This is a genomic window from Leifsonia sp. NPDC056824 (genome assembly GCF_042789575.1).
Lineage (GTDB): Bacteria > Actinomycetota > Actinomycetes > Actinomycetales > Microbacteriaceae > Leifsonia.
Map to the genome: position 1 here is coordinate 800808 of NZ_JBHUAV010000001.1, position 20168 is coordinate 820975.

The following is a 20168-nucleotide window of genomic DNA, read 5'->3' on the forward strand; positions in this document are numbered from 1 at the left end:
CATGTTCTTACTGGAATTGAACATAACAGGCATGACCACTGTTCGTCTATTATGTAATAAGAAACATCTTGCGCAATCTTCGGGGGAGGTCATCGATGAGCCAGCGCAACCCCCGGCTAGCGAAGTCGAATCAAAAGGCTCGCTTACGGGACTTCATTCCTTATTCCGCGGGCACGCGAGGGACGTTGATCGCTGGTGCGGTCTTTTCCTTGCTGGCGACAGGGGCACAGATCGTGCAGCCGCTCTTCGTTCAGCAAGTAGTCACGTCCATCCCGAGCGGCGGACCCGTAGCGGCCTTGGTTGCCGCGCTGCTTCTCATTACGGTCGGGGAGGCTATCTTCTCCGGGCTGCAGACCCTCTTTCTCCAAGGGTCGGCCGAACGTTTCGTCAAGACCGTGAGGCGCGGTCTCGTCCGCAAGCTCTTGATCCTGTCGATTCGCGAATATGACGTCCGTCAGCGCGCCGATCTCATCGCTCGGGTGACCTCGGACTCGACAATGCTTCGATCGGTGGTCACTTCGGGGTTACTCGAGCTGTTCTCCGCCGGCATCATGTTCATCGCCGCGTCCGCGTTCATGCTCAGCATTGACACGACTCTCTACGGCGCGGTGGCGCTCTCCGTCACGCTTGGGACCGTGGCCAGCGTCCTGATCTCGAAACGGTTGCGGATCGCGAACCGCGATGTCCAGAGCGGGATCGGTGGGCTGGCCAGCGAAATCGACCGGGCGATCGGGGGTGTTCGAACTGTGCGGGCCTCCGGAGCCACCGCCCAAGAGCTCGCATCCCTGAACGATCGGATTGAGTCGGTCTATCAGCGCGGGCTTCGTACCGTCAGGTTGAATGCTCTCATTCGGCCGGCACTCTCGCTCTTCATTCAGGGCTGCTTTCTCATCGTGGTCACCGTCGGGGGGCTGCGTGTCGCCTCAGGGCAGCTCGAGATAGGTGAGCTGGTCACGTTCATCCTGTATCTCTTCCTGTTCCTGCAGCCTGTGGCTCAGGTGCTCGGGACAGTCGCTGAACTGCAACTCGCGATGGCCGCGCTCGACCGCGTCGCGGAGATCGAGCGGCTGCCTGAAGAAGATGAGTCATCAGACGGCGATGTCGCTGTCATCCATGACGGCCGCGGCAGTCGATTTCTGGAGTTTGATCGCGTCGGGTTCGGCTATACCGCTGAGTCGCGTGTCTTGGAGCGCGTGAGTTTCTCGGTCGAGCGAGGAACCCAGAACGCGATCGTCGGGCTCTCCGGCGCGGGAAAAAGTACATTGATGGGCCTGATCGAGAGGTTCTACGAAGTCGACGACGGGCGGATCGCGCTCGACGGAGTCGACGTCCGCGCCTTGCCACGGGATCAACTTCGCGCCCGAATCGGATACATCGAGCAGGATGCTCCCGCTCTAGCAGGGTCGGTCGCCGACAACCTTCGAATCGGGAAGCCAGATGCGACACGCGCACAGATGTTGGCCGCCCTTGCCTCGGTGAGACTCGATGAGTTCATCTCGAATGCTCCGGATGGCCTGGACACTTTGGTCGGTGAGCAGGGTGTGATGCTCTCAGGCGGTCAACGCCAGCGACTTGCCTGGGCAAGGGTGCTCTTGGCGGATCCGGAAGTGCTCCTCCTCGACGAGCCCACGTCGAGTCTGGATTCCGTGACCGAGGAGGCCCTCCAAGAACTTCTTCGCAGCGGCAAGGGACAACGGACCGTTTTGATCATCGCTCATCGCCTGGCCACTGTCGCCGACTCCGACCAAATAGTCCTACTGCACGACGGGCGAACAGAGAACAAAGGAACTCACACCGAGCTCCTGAAGTCGAGCCACGTCTACAGGAATCTCGCAGAGCGTCAGCTGATTGCACCCCTGAAGGGAGATGAGTCCTCACCGTGACTCCTGAGATCGAATCATCACAACGGGTGTCCATCATGTTGCCCAAACAACCCGAATCCATGTCATCGGTTGAGGAATTCGCACGGCGCGTGGGTCCGGGCGCAGCGCACACTTTGTGGTTGGGGCAGTCGTTCTCCCTCGACACGCTCATGGCCCTCGCGCACCTAGCTGGAAGTGGCTTCTCTCTTCCGCTGGGCTTGGGCGTCGCGCTGACTCCGTTGAGTTCGCCGTACCATGCCGCCCTTCAGCTTCGCACACTGGCTCAGCTCACGGGCGCTCCCGTGTCGGCATCGTTCGGCACCGCAACTCCATCTGCGGTGGCAAGCCTCACCGGCCGCGCCTATGGTCGGCCGGCCCGCGCACTCGAAGAGTACGTGTCGGTAGTTCGCTCTCTGCTCGAGAGCGGCCATGCGACGCTCGACGGCGAATACTTCCAAATCGACGCTGCACTCAATCCAATTGCCTCGAACAGCGTTCAGCCGGTCGTTGAAGTCGGCGCCGGCGTGCTTCGCCCCGCAGCCGCCCGGGCGGCTGGACGATCTGCGGACCTGATAACGACGTGGCTCGCTCCGCCCACGTACATTCAGAACGTCCTGATCGAGGAAATGAGCAAGGCCGGGAGACGGGCGAGGACCGTGGCGATCGTTCCCTTTGCTCTTGCGCGACCGGGCCGCACCGCGGTTCATCAATTGAACGCAGCAATAGGGCTCCATGTCTCGCTGCCGCACTACGCGGAGATGCTCCGACTTGCGGGGATGGACGTCATCGACAAGGCCCCGAACGCGTTGGCGGGTGAGCTACGTCACCGCGGCGTGTTCGCTTTCGGTGACGCCGATACGGTGTGGGCCACGGTCGACGATTACTTTGCCTCGGGGGTCGACGAGGTCGTACTCAGCCCCGCGGGCGTCTTCGAGACCCAAGGTCAGGCGGCGGCGCTGCACGATATCGACGACCTGCTCTCTTCCGCAGGGAGCCGAGTCGGCTGATGCAACTCGAGAACCTCATCGCGGAGAGGGTGCCGTTCATGCATCGCCGCCTCGATAACGGTTTGAGCATGGTTGTGGCGCCCGATCCTGCTGCCACAGTCGTCTCGATCAATGTCTGGTACAAGGTTGGGTCGCGCGATGAACCGCTGGGTAGGTTCGGGATCGCGCACTTCATCGAACACTTGATGTTCCAAGGGACCGAACGAACAGAACGTGGCGAATTCACTGAACTGATCAACCGCGCTGGGGGTTCGCCCAACGCGACAACAGGATTCGATAGAACGTCGTTCTTCATGAGTGTGCCGCGCGCCTCGCTGGAACTGGCGCTCTGGCTCGAGGCAGACCGAATGCATTCGCGTCTGCGTGGTACTCCGCCCGAGAGCCTTCGGGACCAGCTTGCAGTGATCCGGCAGGAGGCGGCACAGCGAGCCAGGAAGCCGGAAGCTCGCCTCTTCGACCGTCTCGTGGGGAGGCTGGCCCCTTCACAGGCTAACTACGGCCACAACGCCATCGGAGATGTCGACGCCCTCGAAACGCTGACGATCGATGACGTCCACGCGTTCGCGGATCGTCATCATGTACCGCAAAACGCGGTCGTCACCCTCGTGGGCGCCGTGAGGGCGGACGAAGGATTCGCATTGATCGAACGCTACTTCGCGGCGGTGCAGAACCCGCCAAAATCCACGATCGACGGTCTCAGGGATGGAGTGGTTCACGCCGCCGAATTAGTTCCGACTTCGAAAACCCCGGTCATAGCCGGGCTCGCGATCAAGCTCCCTTCATCGCCGTCGAGCCGTTACGCGCAGGCAGCCGCAGCGCTCGATGCGATTGGTAGGCAGAAAACCGGCCCGTTCGGACGGCACCTCGATCTGTCGCCGACTGGCGATCATGATGTGTCGGTGTCAGACATCCCCCTTCATCGCTCCTACAGCGTCGGATTCGTGTTCATCCGATCGACGGATTCACGTTCGATTCAGGGCTTCGCTGACCGCGCTCGCGACGCTTTTAGCTCGGCCTGCGCTGCGGGGCTTGCGGAACAGGAGTGGGCGAGCGCCGTTCGCCGCCGCACGGCCGATCATCTCGCCAGGCTTTCAGATCTGCGTCACCGAGCCGAAGTGTTGAGCGAGCTTGTAGCAGTCAACGGGGACACGACGGCCTCCTTGACGGAAGGGTTTCTCCCCAACTCGAGAACCACGCCGGGGCGTCTCACGGAACTGTTCGCGTTCGACAGTCTGACCGTCGACGTGGCGGCCTGAGATCATGATCGCGATTCCTCGACCCCAAGCAGGCGAGCTTCCACCCTGGCAGCGGCACCACATCGGTGCAGTGGCGACCGTTGACGGTGTTCGCGTCGTCACCTGCGACGTTCCCGGGCAGTTCATGGCATCGGTCGTCGTGTTGTCTACCTCCCCCGCCATAGGTGAAGCCCGCGAGCGATGGGGGATTAATCCGCTAGTTCTCGAGATGCTCGGGACGGCCCGAAACGGTCGCAGCCGACTCATCGATGAGCTTGAGGCGCTGCCCGCACGCGCGGTCGTTGTCCCCGACTATGCGGGGTCCTTCGTGGACATCCAAGTGGCTCTTCCGTTTCTCGATGAAGCACTCGACCTGATCTTCGACGCCGTCGCGCGCCCGGACTTCACGTCGATGTCGTCGCTTCGCGCGCTCCAGGTTGCGAAACAGCGGGTCGTGACCGAAGCACGATTCCCAGGCACAAGAGCGCGCTCACATGTTCAGGGTCTGCTTTTCGGCGCAGCCTCGAGATTCGCCAAGCCGAGCTCGGGCGACAGCAGCAGCGTTGAGGGGATCGACCCCGACGTCGTACGGGCGCATTCTCGCCACGTCCTCCAGCCGGACAATCTCGTCGTCGTCATCGTCGGAGACCTCGCCTCGCAGCGGGCCGATCAACGTGGCGCGGACGCGTCCCCAGCAGCCCAGACATCGAATGCTGGTGGGGAACCTCTCTTGGACAGCACAGACCCGATGCTGCTAGGGCGCCGGCTTTCGAATGTGAACGAGCCAACGTCGAAGCAGCTCGACATCCTTGTAGCGCATCGGTCTCCAACGATGACCTCGACCGAGTGGCCAGCCCTTCAACTCGCGGCGGCAGCCCTCGCGAGCGGAACGGGAGGGATACTCAACGCCGAGATGAGGGAGAAGCATGGTCACACCTATGGCGCGACGGCACAGTTCGCGTCCTTCGGGATGTCGGGACTCTTCAGCTTCTCCGCATCTGCTTCGTCTCACACCGGGGCGCGCGGGATCGTCGGCGACTATTTCGCTGTTATGGAGGAGGTCGCCCGGGCCGGTTTCTCCGCTTCCGATCATGAAAGAGCGGTGAGCGTGCTGATTGGCCGAGCGACTCACAATGCCTCGTCACCACGCTGGCTGAGCGCGAATATCGTTCGTGCGTTAGCCAACGGGCTCCCCGTTTCCTGGGTCGACGACCACCACGAGGCAGTCCAGCGCGTTGGCGTCGATGAGATGTCGAAGGCATTCACAGACCAGCACGCAGTCGCGAGACCGAGTCTGACCATCGTCGGTTCGGCCCAGTCATTTGACGCGGTCGGAGCTGATTTGGCGGCACGGCATGGCTTTGAGCTGGTCGATGAAATCGAGTGAAGAATCCGCAAATGCGGATCAGGAGACAACGCCGAGACGAGTCCGCGTTTCTAGAGGCAATCCATGAGGTCATCGACTCCATCGCCCGATGCGCGCGTGTCCAACCTGAACAAGTCATGACCCGAGGCGTTGTGACCACCTTCGATGTGGCGCCGTTACGGCCGCACCGCCACGCGCGGGTAGCCGGTCGCCGCCAGCGCGGCATCCACCTCCGCGAGCGGGAACACGGCGCCGACCTGCTCCGCGAAGGGGTACGTCGTGCCCGCCTCCGCCAGGAAGCGCACCGCCTGCTCCAGGTGCCGCGGTGCGTAGTTGTGGACGCCGCGGACGGTGAGGAGGCGCCGGACGAGCTGCTCCGGCACGAGCGGCAGCTCGGGGCCGTCCGAGAGCGAGCCGGCCAGGACCAGGACGCCGCCGACGTCGACCACGGGCAGCAGCGACCGCACGGCCGACGGGTTGCCGGAGAAGTCGAGGGCGATCGTGGGCGCGGACTGCCGCCCGCCGGCCTTCGCCAGGGCCGCCGGCAGGCCGGAGCGGGAGTCCGGAGCGGCTCGCGGGTCGGCGACGGCGGCGGCGCCGAACAGCCGGGCGGCCTCCCGGCGCTCGGGGATCGGGTCGCTGACGACGACCTTCGCGCCGGCCTCCGTCGCCATGGCCGACGCGGTCAGGCCGAGCATCCCGGCGCCGGTGATCAGCACGAGCGCGCCGTCGAGGGGGACGATCGCGGCCGCGGCCTCCAGGGCGGCGGCGACGGTCGCGGTCGTGCAGGACGCGGGCGCGAGCACGGCGGCGGGGAGCTCCTCCGGCGCCACCACGATCGAGGTGCCGTCGAGCAGGTGAGCGTGGGTCGCGAAACCGCCCGACAGCTCCCAGCCGCGACGCATGCGCTCGTGACCGTACTTCTGCAGGTTGACGCAGCGCTGCGGGAGGCCGCGGCGGCAGCGCGCGCAGCGGCCGCACGGCACGGCGACCGACCACACGACGCGTTCTCCGAGCGCCACGCGGTGCCCGTCGGTCGTCTTCGCTCCGCCGCGGCCGAGCGCGACGACCCGGCCGACCTGCTCATGACCGAGCACCAGCGGCGTGGGCGCCAGGCGGTGGCCCAGCGCCGTGTGGATGTCCGAACCGCACACCGTCGCCAGCTCGACCTCCACGAGCGCGTCGCCCGGAGCCAGCCGCACGCCGGGGACGGCCACGGCCTCGTGCCGGTGGCCGACGCCCTGCCACACCATCGCGGTCGCCGACGGATACACGCTCACCCCCATCCCCAGGCTCGCCGGCGGCGCGACGACGCGTGGGGTCACTGCCTTGATCGTCACCGGCGGGTCTGCCCCTCCGGCCGGTCGACGGCACGCAGGGCAGCCTTCGGGGCGGCGGGGATTGGGGAGGTCGCGTCGCGGTCGTCCTGGTCGGCCGCGTCGGCCAGGTCGTCCAGGTCGTCCTCGTCGTCCTCGTCCCGAGCGTCCCGGTCGTCCGGCTCGCCGTCGGGGTCGTCGTCGAAGTCCAGCTCGTCCAGGTCGTCGAACTCGTCGTCGAGCTCGTCGGCGCGCTCCAGCTCGTCCAGGCCGAGCAGCTCGGCCAGGTCGGCGACGCTGGCGATGACCGCGTCCGCGCCGGCGGCGGTGAGGGTCTCCTCGTCGTGGGCGCCGGTCAGCACTCCGACGACGAGGCCCGCGCCGGCGGAGAGGCCGGAGACGATGTCGCTCGCGGTGTCGCCAACGACGACCATGCCCTCCACGCTCGACGCTCCGGTGCGCAGCAGCGCCGTGAGCGGCAGGTCGGGGTACGGGCGTCCGCGGCGAGCGTCCGACGCACTCAGCGTGAGGTCGGCCAGGTCGCGCCAGCCGAGGGCGGCGAGCACCGCGTCCTGCGTCGTGCGGGAGAAGCCGGTGGTGAGCACGACGGCCACGCCGAGCGACTGGAGGCGGCGGATGAGGTCCTCGGCGCCGGGCACCGGGCGGAGGCCCTGGTCGGCGGCGAGCTCGGCGTAGGCGGACTCGAAGACGGCGTTGGCGTGCTCCGCCTGGTCCTCGTCGTCGGTGAGCGCGCGGAAGACGGCGAGCTTCGGCTGACCCATCGTGTCGCGAACGAACGCCCACGCCCGGCGCTGCTCGTCGTCGGTGACGGCGAGCCCTGCTGCGTCGACGGCCCGGAGGAACGCGTGCTCGACCAGGCCGTCGTCCACGACGGTGGTGCCCGCGAGGTCGAGCACGACGAGCTCGAGGTCCGCTAGCTCGTCGTGGTCGATGGCGTCGGGGTCGTCGGCGTCGACGGCAACGACCGCGGCCGCGTCGACCTCGGTGTCGATGATGGCGGCGTCGTCGAATTCGCTCGTGATGAGACCTTCAGGAGACATGGTCGGTGCCTTTCTGTGCGGAGCTTCGGTGGTCGGCAGGGGCGGTCAATGGTGTCGGGCGGTGAGTGGTGTCGGGTGGTCAGCGCGTGCGTGCGGCCCCGGCCGCGGTCAGCACTCCCGGCGCGGTGGCGAACAGCTCGTCCACCACGCGGTCGGCGAGGCCGAGCCCGGTGGTCATCCCGATGCCGGAGGTCACCGAGACGACGCGCACGGACGGCGCGGGGGACGACACGAGGAAGTCGTCGGCGGCGGACGCGTGGACGCCCTGCCAGCGCTCGACCACGCGCACCCGGCCGAGGCCGAACAGCGCCCGCGCGCCGTCCAGCAGCAGTTCGAACGCGGTCTCCGACTGGAACGGCGGGACGTCGTCGCCGCTCCGCCTGGCCGCTCCGAGCAGGACGGAGCCGTCCAGCCGCTGCGCGAACACCTGGTCGATGTCGAACGCGAGGAGGTCCGGCCGCTCGGCGGCGAGCCGCTCCCGGAGCGCGTCGACACCGGGGACGTGCGCGAACCCGGAGGCCCGTGTGAGGGATCGTCCGGTCAGCACCGGCGCCGTCAGCGGCCGGTCGAAGTCGGCCTCCACGAGCAGCATGTCGAGCCCGGAGCGCTGGATGCCGTGCGCCTCCGCGATACCGGGGAACAGCCGATCCACCTCGTGATCGACGGCGACCACGACGGCGTCGGCGGACACCCGGCCCCGCGACGTGTGCACCCGGCCCGTCTCGACGCCGGTCACGGTGGTCTGCCAGAAGAAGTCGACGCCGTGCGCGTCGAGCCAGCGCGCGATCGCCGGTGCGGCCTCCCGCGGGTCGACCTGGAGGTCGGCGGGGAAGAACGCGCCCCCGACCGCGACGCCGTCGGCGACGGGGACGCGTTCGCGCACGGCGGCCGGGGTCAGCATCCGCACATCGTGGCCACCGCGCGTGGTGCGGAACTCCTCCAGCACGGCCAGCTCGTCCTGCGCCTGGGCGACGACGACGGTGCCGGCCTCGCCGAGCCAGAATCCGGCCTCCACGGCGAGCGTCAGCCAGAGCTCGCGACCGAGCTCCGCGTACGCCCTCGCCTCGCCCTCCTGGCCGGTGATGCACAGGTGGCCGAAGCCACGGACCGATGATCCCTCCACGCTGGAGGCGCGATCCACCACGGCCACGGTCAGCCCGCGCCGCAGCGCCGCCACCGCATGCCCCAGCCCGACGATGCCTCCGCCGACGATCGCGAGGTCGTAGTGCCTGCCCATTCCCGTCTCCCGTCCGCAGGAAGTCCCTGCACGAACGTAGAAGGCGGCGACGACGGAGGCGGCAACTCCAGGTAACCGGGCGGTGAACGACAGCGAACGTCCGCGTGCCGCGCGCCGCGGCGGGCGCGCCTGTTGCACTTCCGTGACGATCGGCGCAGAATCGCAACATGACGTCGAACCAGAACACGCGCGAGTTCGATCCGGACATCGTCACGGACTTCCGCGAGCGCATGTCGTACGGGTCGTACCTCGACCTCGGTACCCTGCTCAGCGCCCAGAAACCGGTGAGCGTGCCGGAGCATCACGACGAGCTGCTGTTCATCATCCAGCACCAGACCACCGAGCTCTGGCTCAAGCTCGTGCTGCACGAGCTGCAGTCGGCGCGCGATCTGCTGCGCGCCGACGAGCTGCAGCCGGCCCTCAAGCGGATCGCGCGCGTGAAGCACATCCAGAAGACGCTGACGGAGCAGTGGTCGGTGCTGGCGACGCTCACGCCGACCGAGTACGCCCAGTTCCGCGGCTTCCTCGGCAACTCGTCGGGGTTCCAGTCGTACCAGTACCGCGCGGTGGAGTTCGTCCTCGGCAACAAGAACCGGCGGATGCTGTCGGTCTTCCGCGACGACCCCGGCGCGCTCGCGCTGCTCACCGAGCTGCTCGAGGCGCCGAGCGTGTACGACGAGTTCCTGCGCTACCTGGCGCGCGCCGGGCATGCCGTGCCGCAGGCGGTGCTCGACCGGGACGTGACGGAGGCCCATGTGTTCAGCCCGGAGCTGGTCCCGGTGTTCCGCGACATCTACGAACACGCCTCGGAGCACTGGAGCGAGTACGAGGCGTGCGAGGAGTTCGTGGACCTGGAGGACAACTTCCAGCTCTGGCGCTTCCGCCACCTCAAGACCGTGCAGCGCACCATCGGCATGAAGACCGGCACCGGAGGGTCCACCGGTGTCAGCTTCCTGCAGAAGCCGCTGGACCTGACCTTCTTCCCCGAGCTGTTCGCCGTGCGGACGGAGATCGGGGCGCCGGAGTGAGCGACGCCCGCCCTCAGGCACGCGCCATCCAGGTGGACGCCGTCTGGGGCGGCGCGGGCTTCGAAGGCAGTGCGACGTTCCGCGTCGACGGCGAGCGTCTCGTGCCCGCGGCCGCCGATTCGGACCCGGCCCTCCCCAGCGCGGGCCAACACCTCCCGCTGAGCGGCACTCTCTTCCCGTCGCTGACCGACCACCACACGCACCTCGGCCTCTCCGACCCGGCCGCACTCTTCGCCGGCGGCATCACGCACGCCGTCGACCTCGGCTGGGTACCGGACGTCGCGGCCTCGTGGCTTCCCGACTCCGACGACCGACCGGACGTCGCGATCGCGGGCGCGCTGATCACCGCCCCCGGCGGCTACCCGGTGGCGTCCGGCTGGGCGCCGGAGGGCGCTGCGGCGGAGGTCGGCGGCCCGCGCGAGGCCGCGGAAGCGGTGCGGAGACAAGTCATGGTGGGAGCCTCCCGCATCAAGGTCGCCCTCAACAGCGATGCGGGGGAAACAGTGGACAACCCGACGCTGGCCGCAGTTGTGGAGGAATCCCACGCCGCCGGCCTCCCCGTCGTCGCGCACGTCCAGGGCCCGGGCCAGACCGCCCGCGCGGTGGCGGCCGGTGTCGACCAGCTCGCGCACACCCCGTTCACCGAGCGGCTCGACGACGCGCTCGTCGCGGAGGCCGTCCGCCGCGGGATGACGTGGATCAGCACCCTGGACATCCACGGCTGGGGCACGCCGACCGAGCACTACCGCATCGCCGTCGACAACCTCCGCCGCTTCATCGGCGCCGGCGGACGCGTGCTGTACGGCACCGACCTCGGCAACGGCAACCTCCCCGTCGGCGTGAACGCCCGCGAACTCGCCGCGTTGCAGGAGGCCGGGCTGACCGGCGACACGCTCGTGCGCACGCTCGCGGGCGAGCCGGCGGCCGCCCTCGGCCCCCGCGTCGCCTGGATCGCCAGCCCGCCTCCCGCCGACGACCGCGACCTGCCGGCCTGGCTCGCGACCGCCCGCGGCGTGCGCGTCCCCGACCTCCTCACCCTCCCCTCCCGACCGCTTGGACAGGACACCCCATGACCGACATCCCCGACGACCTGTTCGCCTACGACCCGATCGACGACGAGGTCGCGGCGGCCGACGCCGACACCCTCGCCGGCGATCCCCTCGCCGCCGCCCGCGCCCTCGACGCGGCCGACCCGCTCGCCCACTACCGCGATCGGTTCGTGGGCGTCGCGACCGCCGGCGCCGGCACGGCCTCCCCTGTCGTCGCGTACTTCGACGGCAACTCCCTCGGGCGGCCCGTCCGGGCGAGCGTCGAGCGCATCCAGCGGTTCCTCGTGGACGGCTGGGGCGGACGGCTGATCCGCGGCTGGGACGAGGAGTGGATGGAGCTGCCGTTCCGCATCGGCGACACGCTCGGCGAGACCGCGCTCGGCGCCGCGCCCGGCCAGGCGTTCATCGGCGACTCCACGACCGTGCTCCTCTACAAACTGGCGCGCGCCGCCGTCGACTCCCTGCCCGAGCGCAGCGAGATCGTCCTCGACACCGACAACTTCCCGACCGACCGCTACGTGCTCGACGGCATCGCCCGCGAGCGCGGACTCACGCTGGTCTGGATCGAGGCCGACACCGAGTCCGGCGTGACTCCCGAGCAGGTCGCGGCGGCGGTCGGACCGCGCACGGCGCTCGTCGTGCTCAGCCACGTCGCGTACCGCTCCGGATTCCTCGCCGATGCGCGCACGATCACGCGCATCGTCCACGACGCCGGAGCGCTCGTGCTGTGGGACCTCTGCCACTCCGCCGGCTCCGTGCCCGTCGAACTCGACGAGTGGGACGCGGACCTGGCCGTCGGCTGCACCTACAAGTACTTGAACGGCGGCCCGGGATCGCCCGCGTTCGGTTACGTGAACAGCCGCCTCCAGCGCTGGCTCGTTCAGCCGATCCAGGGCTGGATGGGCGTGCGCGACGTCTTCCTGATGGGGCCTGAGTACCTGCCGGCCGACGGCCTCCGCCGCTTCATCTCCGGCACGCCGCCGATCGTCGGGATGCTCGCCCTGCAGGACACGGTCGCGATGATCGGGGAGTGCGGGATCGACGCGGTGCGCGCGAAGTCGGTCGCGCTCACGTCGTTCGCCGTCCGGCTCGCCGACACCTGGCTGACGCCGCTCGGCGTCACCCTCGCGAGCCCGCGCGACCCGTCGCAGCGCGGCGGCCACGTCACCCTCAGTCACCCGGCGATGCGGGAGGTCACGGCGCGGCTGTGGGAGCGCGACGTCATCCCGGACTACCGCGACCCGGACGGCCTCCGGATCGGGCTGTCACCGCTGAGCACGAGCTTCGAGGAGGTCGCAGTCGGGCTGGCGGCGGTGCGGGATGTGCTGGGCGAGCTGATCACGGAATGAGCGGCCCGGTGGAGGTGCGGGAGGTGCGGGAGGACCTCGAAGCCAGCAGCGGCTCCGCCACCGCCATGCTACGCACGGTCGTCGGCAGCACCCTGCGGCCGCTCGGCGGCTGGATGAGCGCCGCCGGAGCGGTGGAGCTGATGGCCGCGCTCGGGATCCCGGCCGCGACCGCGCGCTCCAGCCTGGCCCGGCTGTGCGCGCGGGGCGTGCTGGTCCGCGCGCCGCGCGACGGGGTCGCCGGCTACGCGCTCGACCCGGCCGCGGTGTCGATGCTGGAGCGCGGGGACGCGCGCATCTTCGGCGAGCGCGCCGCGCCGGCCTCCTGGTGCCTGGTGTCGTTCTCGTTCCCCGAGCGTCAGCGCTCGCAGCGCCACCGGCTGCGGCGGACGCTCGCCGCGCTCGGCTGCGGGACGGTCGCCGACGGCCTGTGGATCGGGCCGGACGCCCTGGAGACCGAGCTGGCGGAGGTCGCGCACGCCTTCGGCGCCGACCTGTTCACCGGCTCGCACCTCGCCGGCACCCCGTCCGCCGCCGACCTGCCGTCCGCCCTCGCCCGCTGGTACGACCTCCCCGCCCTCCGCGCCCTCCACGAGGCCTTCCTCGCGCGCTTCAGGTCCGCGACGGCCCCGGCCGACGACCGCGACGCGTTCGCCCTGTGGGTCCGCCTCCTCGACGAGTGGCGCGTCATCCCGTACCGCGACCCCGGCCTTCCCGCCGCGGCCCTCCCCGCCGACTGGCCGGGCGCCGCCTCCGCCGCCCTGTTCGCGCGCCTCCACGCCGAGCTCGCCGGCCGCGCGCTCGCCTTCGCGGGGGTGACCGCCCGGGCGGACCGAGGCGCCTCCGCCCCACGGTAGAATCGCTGTGCCCGGATGCGCGAGTGGAGCGGAGATCACCCTTTGTCGACGATCGTTGTGGAAGTCATGCCCAAGGCTGAGCTGCTCGACCCGCAGGGCAAAGCTGTCGCCGGCGCCCTCGGGCGGATCGGCAAAGGCCAGTTCTCGGGAGTCCGCGTCGGCAAGCGGTTCGAGCTGACCGTCGACGGCCCGATCGACGACGAGGTGAAGGCCGCGGTCGCCGAGATCGCGGGCGAGATCCTCTCCAACTCGGTCATCGAGGACGTGGTGGGCATCCACTACCCGGGCGAGGACGCCTGATGCGCATCGGCGTCATCACCTTCCCCGGCTCGCTGGACGACCGGGACGCGCTGCGCGCCGTCCGCATCGCCGGCGCCGAGCCGGTCGCGCTCTGGCACGGCGACCACGACCTGCAGGGTGTCGACGCGCTCGTCCTTCCGGGCGGGTTCAGCTACGGCGACTACCTGCGCTGCGGCGCCATCGCCTCCCTCTCGCCGATCATGACCGAGGTCGTGGACGCGGCGGGCAAGGGGATGCCGGTGCTCGGCATCTGCAACGGCTTCCAGATGCTCGCCGAGGCGCACCTCGTCGCGGGCGGACTCATCCGCAACGACCACGGCAACTTCATCCGCCGCGACCAGCACCTGGTGGTCGAGAACGCGGACACCCCGTGGACCAACGGGTTCGAGCAGGGCCAGGAGATCGTCATCCCGCTGAAGAACGGCGAGGGCGGCTTCATCGCCTCCGCCGAGGAGCTGAAGCGGCTGGAGGGCGAGGGCCTCGTCGTCTTCCGATACACCGGCGTGAACCCGAACGGCTCGCTGGACGACATCGCGGGCGTCCGCAACGAGCGCGGCAACGTGGTCGGCCTGATGCCGCACCCCGAGCACGCGGTCGAGGCCGGATTCGGCCCCGACACCGCCGCCGCCATGCGCTCCGGCGTCGACGGCCTCACCTTCTTCACGTCCGTCATCCGCTCCACCCTCGTAGACGCGTAGCCCGCCGCAATCTCTTCCGGACTTCTGTACGCGACACGCCGTGTTTCGGCGTACACAACTCCGGAATTGATGGCTGGTTAGCCGAGGGCGGTGTAGACGACCAGGCGGAGGTCGGGGTGGTCGGTGGGGGTGAGTTGGTGGTGCTCGAGGGTGACGGCGCCTCGGCGCGGGTGGCGGAAGCGGCGCTCGCGTGAGGCGAAGCCGCGGATGTCGTAGCGCTCCCACGCGGCACGGAACGCGGGGCTGGCCTCCCGTAGCCGCTCGACCAGCGCGCGGACGGCCGGGTCGCCGGCGCGCGTGCCCGTCTCGGCCCGGAACTCCGCGAGGAAGCGCGCGCTGGTCTCCTCCCAGTCCGGCAGCAGCTCGCGCACCGCGGGGTCGGTGAAGACCAGCCAGAGCAGGTTGCGGTCCTCGCGCGCCACCCGCGCCACGTTGGGATACAGGTCGGCGTACGCTGCGTTCCAGCCCGCGATGCCCCAGTCGGGAGCGAGCGCGAACGCCGGGTTCGCGCCGAGCGCGTCGAGGAGGCGCTGGACGTGCGCGGGCGCATCCTCCACCGGACGCGACGGCACGAGCGACGGGAAGCCGAAGCCGGCGAGCGACAGCAGGTACTCGTGCTCGGGCGGCGTGAGCCGCAGCGTGCGGGCGACCGCATCGAGCACCGAGCGGGACGGGTTGATCTGCCTGCCCTGCTCCAGCCAGGTGTACCAGGTGACGCTCACGCCGGACAGGTAGGCGACCTCCTCACGGCGCAGCCCGAGGTCGCGCGACCGTCCGACGGGCGGGAGGCCGTACTCCGCGCGCGGGGCCTGCTCGCGGCGGCTGCGCAGGAAGCGTCCCAGCTCGCCGCGGCGGTCGTCCTGTTCGGTCACGCCGACGATACTAGTGCTCCCACTACTAGTAGTGACGCCGCCTTCCGGCCGGGGGGCAGCGCCCGCACGATGGGAGCATGCCCGTTCTCCGCTCCCGCACTGTCACCCACGGCCGCAACATGGCCGGCGCCCGCGCACTGCTGCGCGCCGCCGGCGTCGCCCGCGAGGACTTCGGCAAGCCGATCGTCGCCGTCGCGAACAGCTTCACCGAGTTCGTGCCGGGCCACACCCACCTCCAGCCGGTCGGCCGCATCGTGTCGCAGGCCGTGCAGGCCGCGGGCGGCATCCCGCGTGAGTTCAACACGATCGCGGTGGATGACGGCATCGCGATGGGCCACGGCGGGATGCTGTACTCGCTCCCCTCGCGCGAGCTGATCGCCGACTCCGTCGAGTACATGGTGAACGCCCACTGCGCGGACGCGCTGGTCTGCGTCTCCAACTGCGACAAGATCACGCCGGGGATGCTGCTGGCCGCGCTGCGCCTGAACATCCCGACCGTGTTCGTCTCCGGCGGCCCGATGGAGGGCGGGCGCACGGTGCTCGTGGACGGCACGGTCCGCAAGCTCGACCTCATCTCCGCGATGGCCGACTCCGCGAACGACGCGGTGTCCGACGAGGACCTGCTCCGGGTCGAGGAGGCCGCCTGCCCGACGTGCGGCTCGTGCTCGGGCATGTTCACCGCGAACTCGATGAACTTCCTGGTGGAGGCGCTCGGCCTCGGCCTCCCGGGCAACGGCTCGACGCTGGCCACCCACACCGCCCGCCGGGCGCTCTACGAGAAGGCGGGCGCGACGGCCGTCGAACTCGCGCACCGGTACTACGACGGCGAGGACGAGTCGGCGCTGCCGCGCTCGATCGCGACCAGGGAGGCCTTCGGCAACGCGATGGCGCTCGACATCGCGATGGGCGGCTCGACCAACACGATCCTCCATCTGCTCGCGGCCGCCCGCGAAGGCGGGATCGACTACGACCTCGGCGACATCGACCGGCTGTCCCGCCGCGTTCCGTGCCTCAGCAAGGTCGCGCCCAACGGGGCGGCCCTGGTGGAGGACGTGCACCGGGCGGGCGGCGTCCCCGCGCTGCTCGGCGAGCTCGACCGCGCCGGTCTCCTCGACCGCGGGGTGCACAGCATCCACGCGGCGTCGCTGGAGGCGTGGCTGGCGGACTGGGACATCCGCGGCGGATCGGCCACGCCCGAGGCGATCGAGCTCTTCCACGCGGCCCCGGGCGGGGTGCGGTCGGCGCAGGCGTCGTCGCAGTCGGAGCGGTGGGAGTCCCTCGACACCGACGGCGCGACCGGTGTCATCCGGGATGTCGCCCACGCGTACTCGGCGGACGGCGGCCTCGCCATCCTGCGCGGCAACCTCGCTCCCGACGGCTCGGTAGTGAAGACCGCGGGCGTCGACCCGAGCATCCTGGTCTTCTCCGGCCCGGCCGTGGTGGTCGAGTCGCAGGAGGAGGCCGTCGACGCCATCCTGACCAAGCGCGTGCAGGCCGGGGACGTGGTGGTCGTGCGTTACGAGGGTCCGCGCGGCGGCCCCGGGATGCAGGAGATGCTGTACCCGACGTCGTTCCTGAAGGGCCGCGGCCTCGGGGCGAAGTGCGCGCTGATCACGGACGGCCGGTTCTCCGGCGGGACCTCCGGTCTCTCGATCGGGCACGTCTCGCCCGAGGCGGCGGCCGGCGGCGCGATCGCGCTGGTGGAGGACGGCGACACGATCACGATCGACGTCGCGGCGCGCAGCATCCGACTGGAGGTGTCGGACGCCGAACTCGACGCGCGGCGGGAGGCGCTGGCCTCGGGCCGGGGATTCCGTCCGCTGGACCGGGAGCGCCCCGTGTCTGCCGCGCTGCGGGCGTACGCCGCGATGACGCTGTCCGCTGACCAGGGCGCGGCCCGCGACGTCGACCAGCTCACCCGCGCGGCGGTCCCGACCGCCTAGCCGCCGGCCGCCGGCCGCCGAAGGGCACGTAAACGCCCCTAAAACCGCGTTTTAGGGGCGTTTACGTGCCCTTCGATCGCGGTCAGTCCTTCGGGGCGCGGGGCTTCGGGGCCTTGCGCGGCTTCTTCTCCTTCGGCGGCATCCGGCCGACCTGCTCCAGGGCGACGCCGATCCACTCGCGGAGGAGGTCGGGGTCGTCGCGCCAGGCGTCGGGGAGCGACACGTAGCCGCCCATCGGGCGCTCGGCCGGCCCGTACGGCCCGGTCCCGTCGATCGCTTGCAGCTCCTCCCGCACGGCGTCGTCGGGCACGCGCACACCGACGCTCTCGCCGAAGAGCCCGGCGAACATGTTGCCGTTCACGAACGCGCCCAGGTTGGCGAACATCGGCTTCACCTCGACGCCGGGAGCGTCCGGCACCACCGAGCGGAACAGCTCCATCGTCTCCTGCGACGGTCGTGGGATCTGCATGGTCGTGACCTTTCGTCCGGCGGTGGTCTGTGCACAACGGCACCTGTCCACATCCTGCCACTCGCCCGGGACAGTGCGCCCCTGAGCGCCGGTAGACTGGGATCCATCCCCCGCCACCGCCAGCAGCCTGGAGTGCCCGCGTGACCGACACCACCGTCCAGCATGTCGTCGACACCGTCGCGAACGCCGCCGCGACTCCGGAGAAGGAGCAGCCGTTCGCGGCGCTCGGCCTCAAGGAGGACGAGTACATCCAGATCCGCGAGATCCTGGGCCGCCGCCCCACCTCCGGCGAGCTGGCGATGTACTCGGTGATGTGGTCGGAGCACTGCTCCTACAAGTCGTCGAAGATCTACCTGCGCCAGTTCGGCCAGAAGGTCACGCCGGCGATGAAGAAGAACCTCATGGTCGGCATGGGCGAGAACGCGGGCGTCGTGGACGTCGGCGAGGGCTGGGCGGTCACCTTCAAGGTGGAGTCGCACAACCACCCGTCGTACATCGAGCCGTTCCAGGGCGCGGCGACCGGCGTCGGCGGCATCGTCCGCGACATCATCTCGATGGGCGCCCGGCCGGTCGCGGTCATGGACCAGCTGCGCTTCGGCCGCATCGACGACCCGGACACCGCCCGCGTGGTCCACGGCGTCGTCTCCGGCATCTCGTTCTACGGCAACTGCCTCGGCCTGCCGAACATCGGCGGCGAGACCTACTTCGACTCCGTGTACCAGGGCAACCCGCTGGTCAACGCGCTCTCGGTCGGCGTGCTGCGCCACGAGGACCTCCACCTCGCCAACGCGTCCGGCGCGGGCAACAAGGTCGTCCTGTTCGGCGCCCGCACCGGCGGCGACGGCATCGGCGGCGCGAGCATCCTGGCCTCCGACACGTTCTCCGAGGGCGGCCCGACCAAGCGCCCGGCCGTGCAGGTCGGCGACCCGTTCGCCGAGAAGGTGCTCATCGAGTGCTGCCTGGAGCTGTTCCGCGACAAGCTCGTTGAGGGCATCCAGGACCTCGGCGCCGCGGGCATCTCGTGCGCGACCAGCGAGCTCGCCTCCAACGGCGACGGCGGCATGTTCGTCGAGCTCGACAAGGTGCTGCTGCGCGACCCAACGCTCACGGCGGAGGAGATCCTCATGTCCGAGAGCCAGGAGCGCATGATGGCGGTGGTCAAGCCCGAGCTGCTCGACGCCTTCCTCGCCGTCACCGCCAAGTGGGACGTCGAGACCAGCGTGCTGGGCGAGGTCACCGAGACCGGCCGCCTCGTCATCAACTGGAAGGGCGAGGAGATCGTCAACGTCGACCCGCGCACGGTCGCCGTCGACGGCCCGGTGTACGAGCGCCCGGTCGCCTACCCGACCTGGATCGACGCCCTCCAGGCCGACACCGCCGCCGTCCTGGCGCGCCCGGCCACCGGCGACGAGCTGCGCGAGCAGGTGCTCGCCCTCCTCGGCAGCGCCAACCTGGCCGACAAGAGCTGGATCACCGACCAGTACGACTACTTCGTGGGCGGCAACACCGCGCTCTCCTTCCCGGACGACTCCGGCATGGTCCGGGTGGACGAGGAGAGCGGCCTCGGCTTCGCCATCGCGACCGACGCCAACGGCCGGTACTGCCAGCTCGACCCGAAGCAGGGCGCCAAGCTCGCCCTCGCGGAGGCGTACCGCAACGTGGCGGCCTCCGGCGCCGTGCCCGCCGCAGTCACCGACTGCCTCAACTTCGGCAGCCCGGAGAACCCCGAGGTGATGTGGCAGTTCTCGCAGGCGGTGCAGGGCCTCTCCGACGCGTGCCTCGAGCTGGAGATCCCCGTCACCGGCGGAAACGTGTCCTTCTACAACCAGACCGGCGACACCCCGATCTTCCCGACCCCGGTCGTCGGCGTGCTCGGCGTGATCGACGACGTCGCCCGCCGCGTCCCGGCCGGCTGGCAGGACGAGGGCGAGAACATCTACCTGCTCGGCGTCACGCGCGAGGAGCTCGACGGCTCCGCGTGGGCCGGCACGATCCACGGCCACCTCGGCGGCCGCCCGCCCGCGGTCGACCTCGCGGCGGAGCGCACCCTGGCCGAGACGCTGCACGCGGCCTCGGTCGAGGGCCTCGTCTCTGCAGCGCACGACCTCGCGGACGGCGGCCTCGCCCAGGCCCTGGCCGAGAGCGTCATGCGCTTCGGCGTCGGCGCGCGCGTCTGGCTCGGCGAGCTGCAGGAGCGCGACGGCGTGGACGCCGCGACCGCACTGTTCAGCGAGTCCACCGCCCGCGTCATCGTCTCGGTGCCGCGCGAGGATGATGTGAAGTTCCGCGGGCTCTGCGAGGGACGCGGCGTGCCGCTGCTGCGCATCGGCGTCACCGACGCCGAGGTCGGCGCCCAGCCCGTGCTCGAGGTGCAGGACCTCTTCACGGTCGGGATCGAGGAGCTGCGCGGCGTGCACCGCTCCACGCTCCCCGAGCACTTCGGCCCCACGGTCGCGTAACGCTCCCGCCTTTCTGTCGAAGGGCACGTAAACGCCCCTAAAACGCGGTTTTAGGGGCGTTTA

17 protein-coding genes are annotated in these 20168 nt (G+C 69.8%); 12 read left to right on the forward strand and 5 right to left on the reverse strand.

What is annotated here, in order from left to right; all coding sequences use genetic code 11:
* Window positions 1-95 precede the first annotated feature (95 nt).
* The 4 genes from ACFRFH_RS03950 (at window position 96) to ACFRFH_RS03965 (ending at window position 5491) form a co-directional block, all read left to right on the forward strand.
* On the forward strand, window positions 96-1883 hold the full coding sequence (locus tag ACFRFH_RS03950) for an ABC transporter ATP-binding protein (protein WP_382461706.1): 1788 nt from the start codon (window positions 96-98) through the stop codon (window positions 1881-1883).
* The gene (locus ACFRFH_RS03955) at window positions 1880-2869 is read left to right on the forward strand and encodes an LLM class flavin-dependent oxidoreductase (RefSeq protein ID WP_382461707.1); all 990 of its coding nucleotides are present in this window, start codon (window positions 1880-1882) and stop codon (window positions 2867-2869) included. The genes ACFRFH_RS03950 and ACFRFH_RS03955 overlap by 4 nt, the downstream gene beginning before the upstream one ends.
* On the forward strand, window positions 2869-4125 hold the full coding sequence (locus tag ACFRFH_RS03960) for a M16 family metallopeptidase (RefSeq protein ID WP_382461708.1): 1257 nt from the start codon (window positions 2869-2871) through the stop codon (window positions 4123-4125). Before ACFRFH_RS03955 ends, ACFRFH_RS03960 begins: the two co-directional genes overlap by 1 nt.
* A 70-nt stretch (window positions 4126-4195) precedes the next feature.
* Window positions 4196-5491, forward strand: a complete 1296-nt coding sequence (locus ACFRFH_RS03965; protein ID WP_382461709.1) for a M16 family metallopeptidase — start codon at window positions 4196-4198, stop codon at window positions 5489-5491.
* A 155-nt stretch (window positions 5492-5646) separates the two neighbouring features.
* Here the strand turns inward: ACFRFH_RS03965 and ACFRFH_RS03970 are convergent, their stop codons facing one another.
* From ACFRFH_RS03970 to ACFRFH_RS03980, 3 genes are all read right to left on the reverse strand, one after another.
* Complete coding sequence (locus tag ACFRFH_RS03970) at window positions 5647-6795, reverse strand: alcohol dehydrogenase catalytic domain-containing protein (RefSeq protein WP_382461710.1); 1149 nt, start codon at window positions 6793-6795, stop codon at window positions 5647-5649.
* A gap of 11 nt (window positions 6796-6806) precedes the next feature.
* Window positions 6807-7847 (reverse strand): phosphonatase-like hydrolase, encoded by a 1041-nt coding sequence (locus ACFRFH_RS03975; RefSeq protein ID WP_382461711.1) that lies wholly within the window; start codon window positions 7845-7847, stop codon window positions 6807-6809.
* A 79-nt stretch (window positions 7848-7926) separates the two neighbouring features.
* Entirely contained in the window at window positions 7927-9084 is a 1158-nt protein-coding gene (locus ACFRFH_RS03980) for a TIGR03364 family FAD-dependent oxidoreductase (protein ID WP_382461712.1), read from the reverse strand.
* 167 nt (window positions 9085-9251) lie between these two features.
* Here ACFRFH_RS03980 and kynA point away from each other — a divergent pair, with 167 nt between their 5' ends.
* Genes kynA through purQ form a run of 6 tightly spaced genes read left to right on the forward strand, consistent with a single transcriptional unit; the run spans window position 9252 to window position 14362 of the window.
* On the forward strand, window positions 9252-10112 hold the full coding sequence (gene kynA, locus ACFRFH_RS03985; RefSeq protein ID WP_382461713.1) for a tryptophan 2,3-dioxygenase: 861 nt from the start codon (window positions 9252-9254) through the stop codon (window positions 10110-10112).
* Window positions 10109-11185: a hypothetical protein gene (locus ACFRFH_RS03990; protein ID WP_382461714.1), complete on the forward strand. Its 1077-nt coding sequence runs from the start codon at window positions 10109-10111 to the stop codon at window positions 11183-11185. Before kynA ends, ACFRFH_RS03990 begins: the two co-directional genes overlap by 4 nt.
* A complete protein-coding gene (locus ACFRFH_RS03995) occupies window positions 11182-12510 on the forward strand; it encodes a kynureninase (protein WP_382461715.1) in 1329 nt (442 codons plus the stop codon). The genes ACFRFH_RS03990 and ACFRFH_RS03995 overlap by 4 nt, the downstream gene beginning before the upstream one ends.
* Window positions 12507-13364, forward strand: a complete 858-nt coding sequence (locus ACFRFH_RS04000) for a PaaX family transcriptional regulator C-terminal domain-containing protein (RefSeq protein WP_382461716.1) — start codon at window positions 12507-12509, stop codon at window positions 13362-13364. Before ACFRFH_RS03995 ends, ACFRFH_RS04000 begins: the two co-directional genes overlap by 4 nt.
* Window positions 13365-13406: 42 nt before the next feature.
* Window positions 13407-13664: a phosphoribosylformylglycinamidine synthase subunit PurS gene (purS, locus tag ACFRFH_RS04005; RefSeq protein ID WP_382461717.1), complete on the forward strand. Its 258-nt coding sequence runs from the start codon at window positions 13407-13409 to the stop codon at window positions 13662-13664.
* Window positions 13664-14362 (forward strand): phosphoribosylformylglycinamidine synthase subunit PurQ, encoded by a 699-nt coding sequence (purQ, locus tag ACFRFH_RS04010; RefSeq protein WP_382461718.1) that lies wholly within the window; start codon window positions 13664-13666, stop codon window positions 14360-14362. The genes purS and purQ overlap by 1 nt, the downstream gene beginning before the upstream one ends.
* Window positions 14363-14439: 77 nt before the next feature.
* Here purQ and ACFRFH_RS04015 read toward each other — a convergent pair whose 3' ends face one another.
* Complete coding sequence (locus ACFRFH_RS04015) at window positions 14440-15243, reverse strand: helix-turn-helix transcriptional regulator (protein WP_382462726.1); 804 nt, start codon at window positions 15241-15243, stop codon at window positions 14440-14442.
* Between the two features lie 68 nt (window positions 15244-15311).
* Between ACFRFH_RS04015 and ilvD the strand changes: the two genes are divergently transcribed.
* Entirely contained in the window at window positions 15312-17177 is a 1866-nt protein-coding gene (ilvD, locus tag ACFRFH_RS04020; protein WP_382461719.1) for a dihydroxy-acid dehydratase, read from the forward strand.
* An 82-nt stretch (window positions 17178-17259) separates the two neighbouring features.
* On the opposite strand, the gene ACFRFH_RS04025 is transcribed toward ilvD, so the two are convergent.
* Window positions 17260-17646 (reverse strand): TfoX/Sxy family protein, encoded by a 387-nt coding sequence (locus ACFRFH_RS04025; protein ID WP_382461720.1) that lies wholly within the window; start codon window positions 17644-17646, stop codon window positions 17260-17262.
* A gap of 140 nt (window positions 17647-17786) precedes the next feature.
* Between ACFRFH_RS04025 and purL the strand changes: the two genes are divergently transcribed.
* Window positions 17787-20105 carry a phosphoribosylformylglycinamidine synthase subunit PurL gene (purL, locus tag ACFRFH_RS04030; protein WP_382461721.1) on the forward strand — a complete coding sequence of 773 codons (2319 nt, stop codon included), beginning with the start codon at window positions 17787-17789 and terminating at the stop codon, window positions 20103-20105.
* The last annotated feature ends 63 nt before the right edge of the window (window positions 20106-20168 follow it).

Coding starts and splice junctions, on each gene's coding strand:
- ACFRFH_RS03995 (WP_382461715.1), top strand. CDS start 11,182: ATGACCGACATCCCCGACGACCTGTTCGCCTACGACCCGATCGACGAC.
- purQ (WP_382461718.1), top strand. CDS start 13,664: ATGCGCATCGGCGTCATCACCTTCCCCGGCTCGCTGGACGACCGGGAC.
- ACFRFH_RS03960 (WP_382461708.1), top strand. CDS start 2,869: ATGCAACTCGAGAACCTCATCGCGGAGAGGGTGCCGTTCATGCATCGC.
- ACFRFH_RS03975 (WP_382461711.1), bottom strand. CDS start 7,847: ATGTCTCCTGAAGGTCTCATCACGAGCGAATTCGACGACGCCGCCATC.
- ilvD (WP_382461719.1), top strand. CDS start 15,312: ATGCCCGTTCTCCGCTCCCGCACTGTCACCCACGGCCGCAACATGGCC.
- ACFRFH_RS04000 (WP_382461716.1), top strand. CDS start 12,507: ATGAGCGGCCCGGTGGAGGTGCGGGAGGTGCGGGAGGACCTCGAAGCC.
- ACFRFH_RS03980 (WP_382461712.1), bottom strand. CDS start 9,084: ATGGGCAGGCACTACGACCTCGCGATCGTCGGCGGAGGCATCGTCGGG.
- kynA (WP_382461713.1), top strand. CDS start 9,252: ATGACGTCGAACCAGAACACGCGCGAGTTCGATCCGGACATCGTCACG.
- ACFRFH_RS03950 (WP_382461706.1), top strand. CDS start 96: ATGAGCCAGCGCAACCCCCGGCTAGCGAAGTCGAATCAAAAGGCTCGC.
- ACFRFH_RS04025 (WP_382461720.1), bottom strand. CDS start 17,646: ATGCAGATCCCACGACCGTCGCAGGAGACGATGGAGCTGTTCCGCTCG.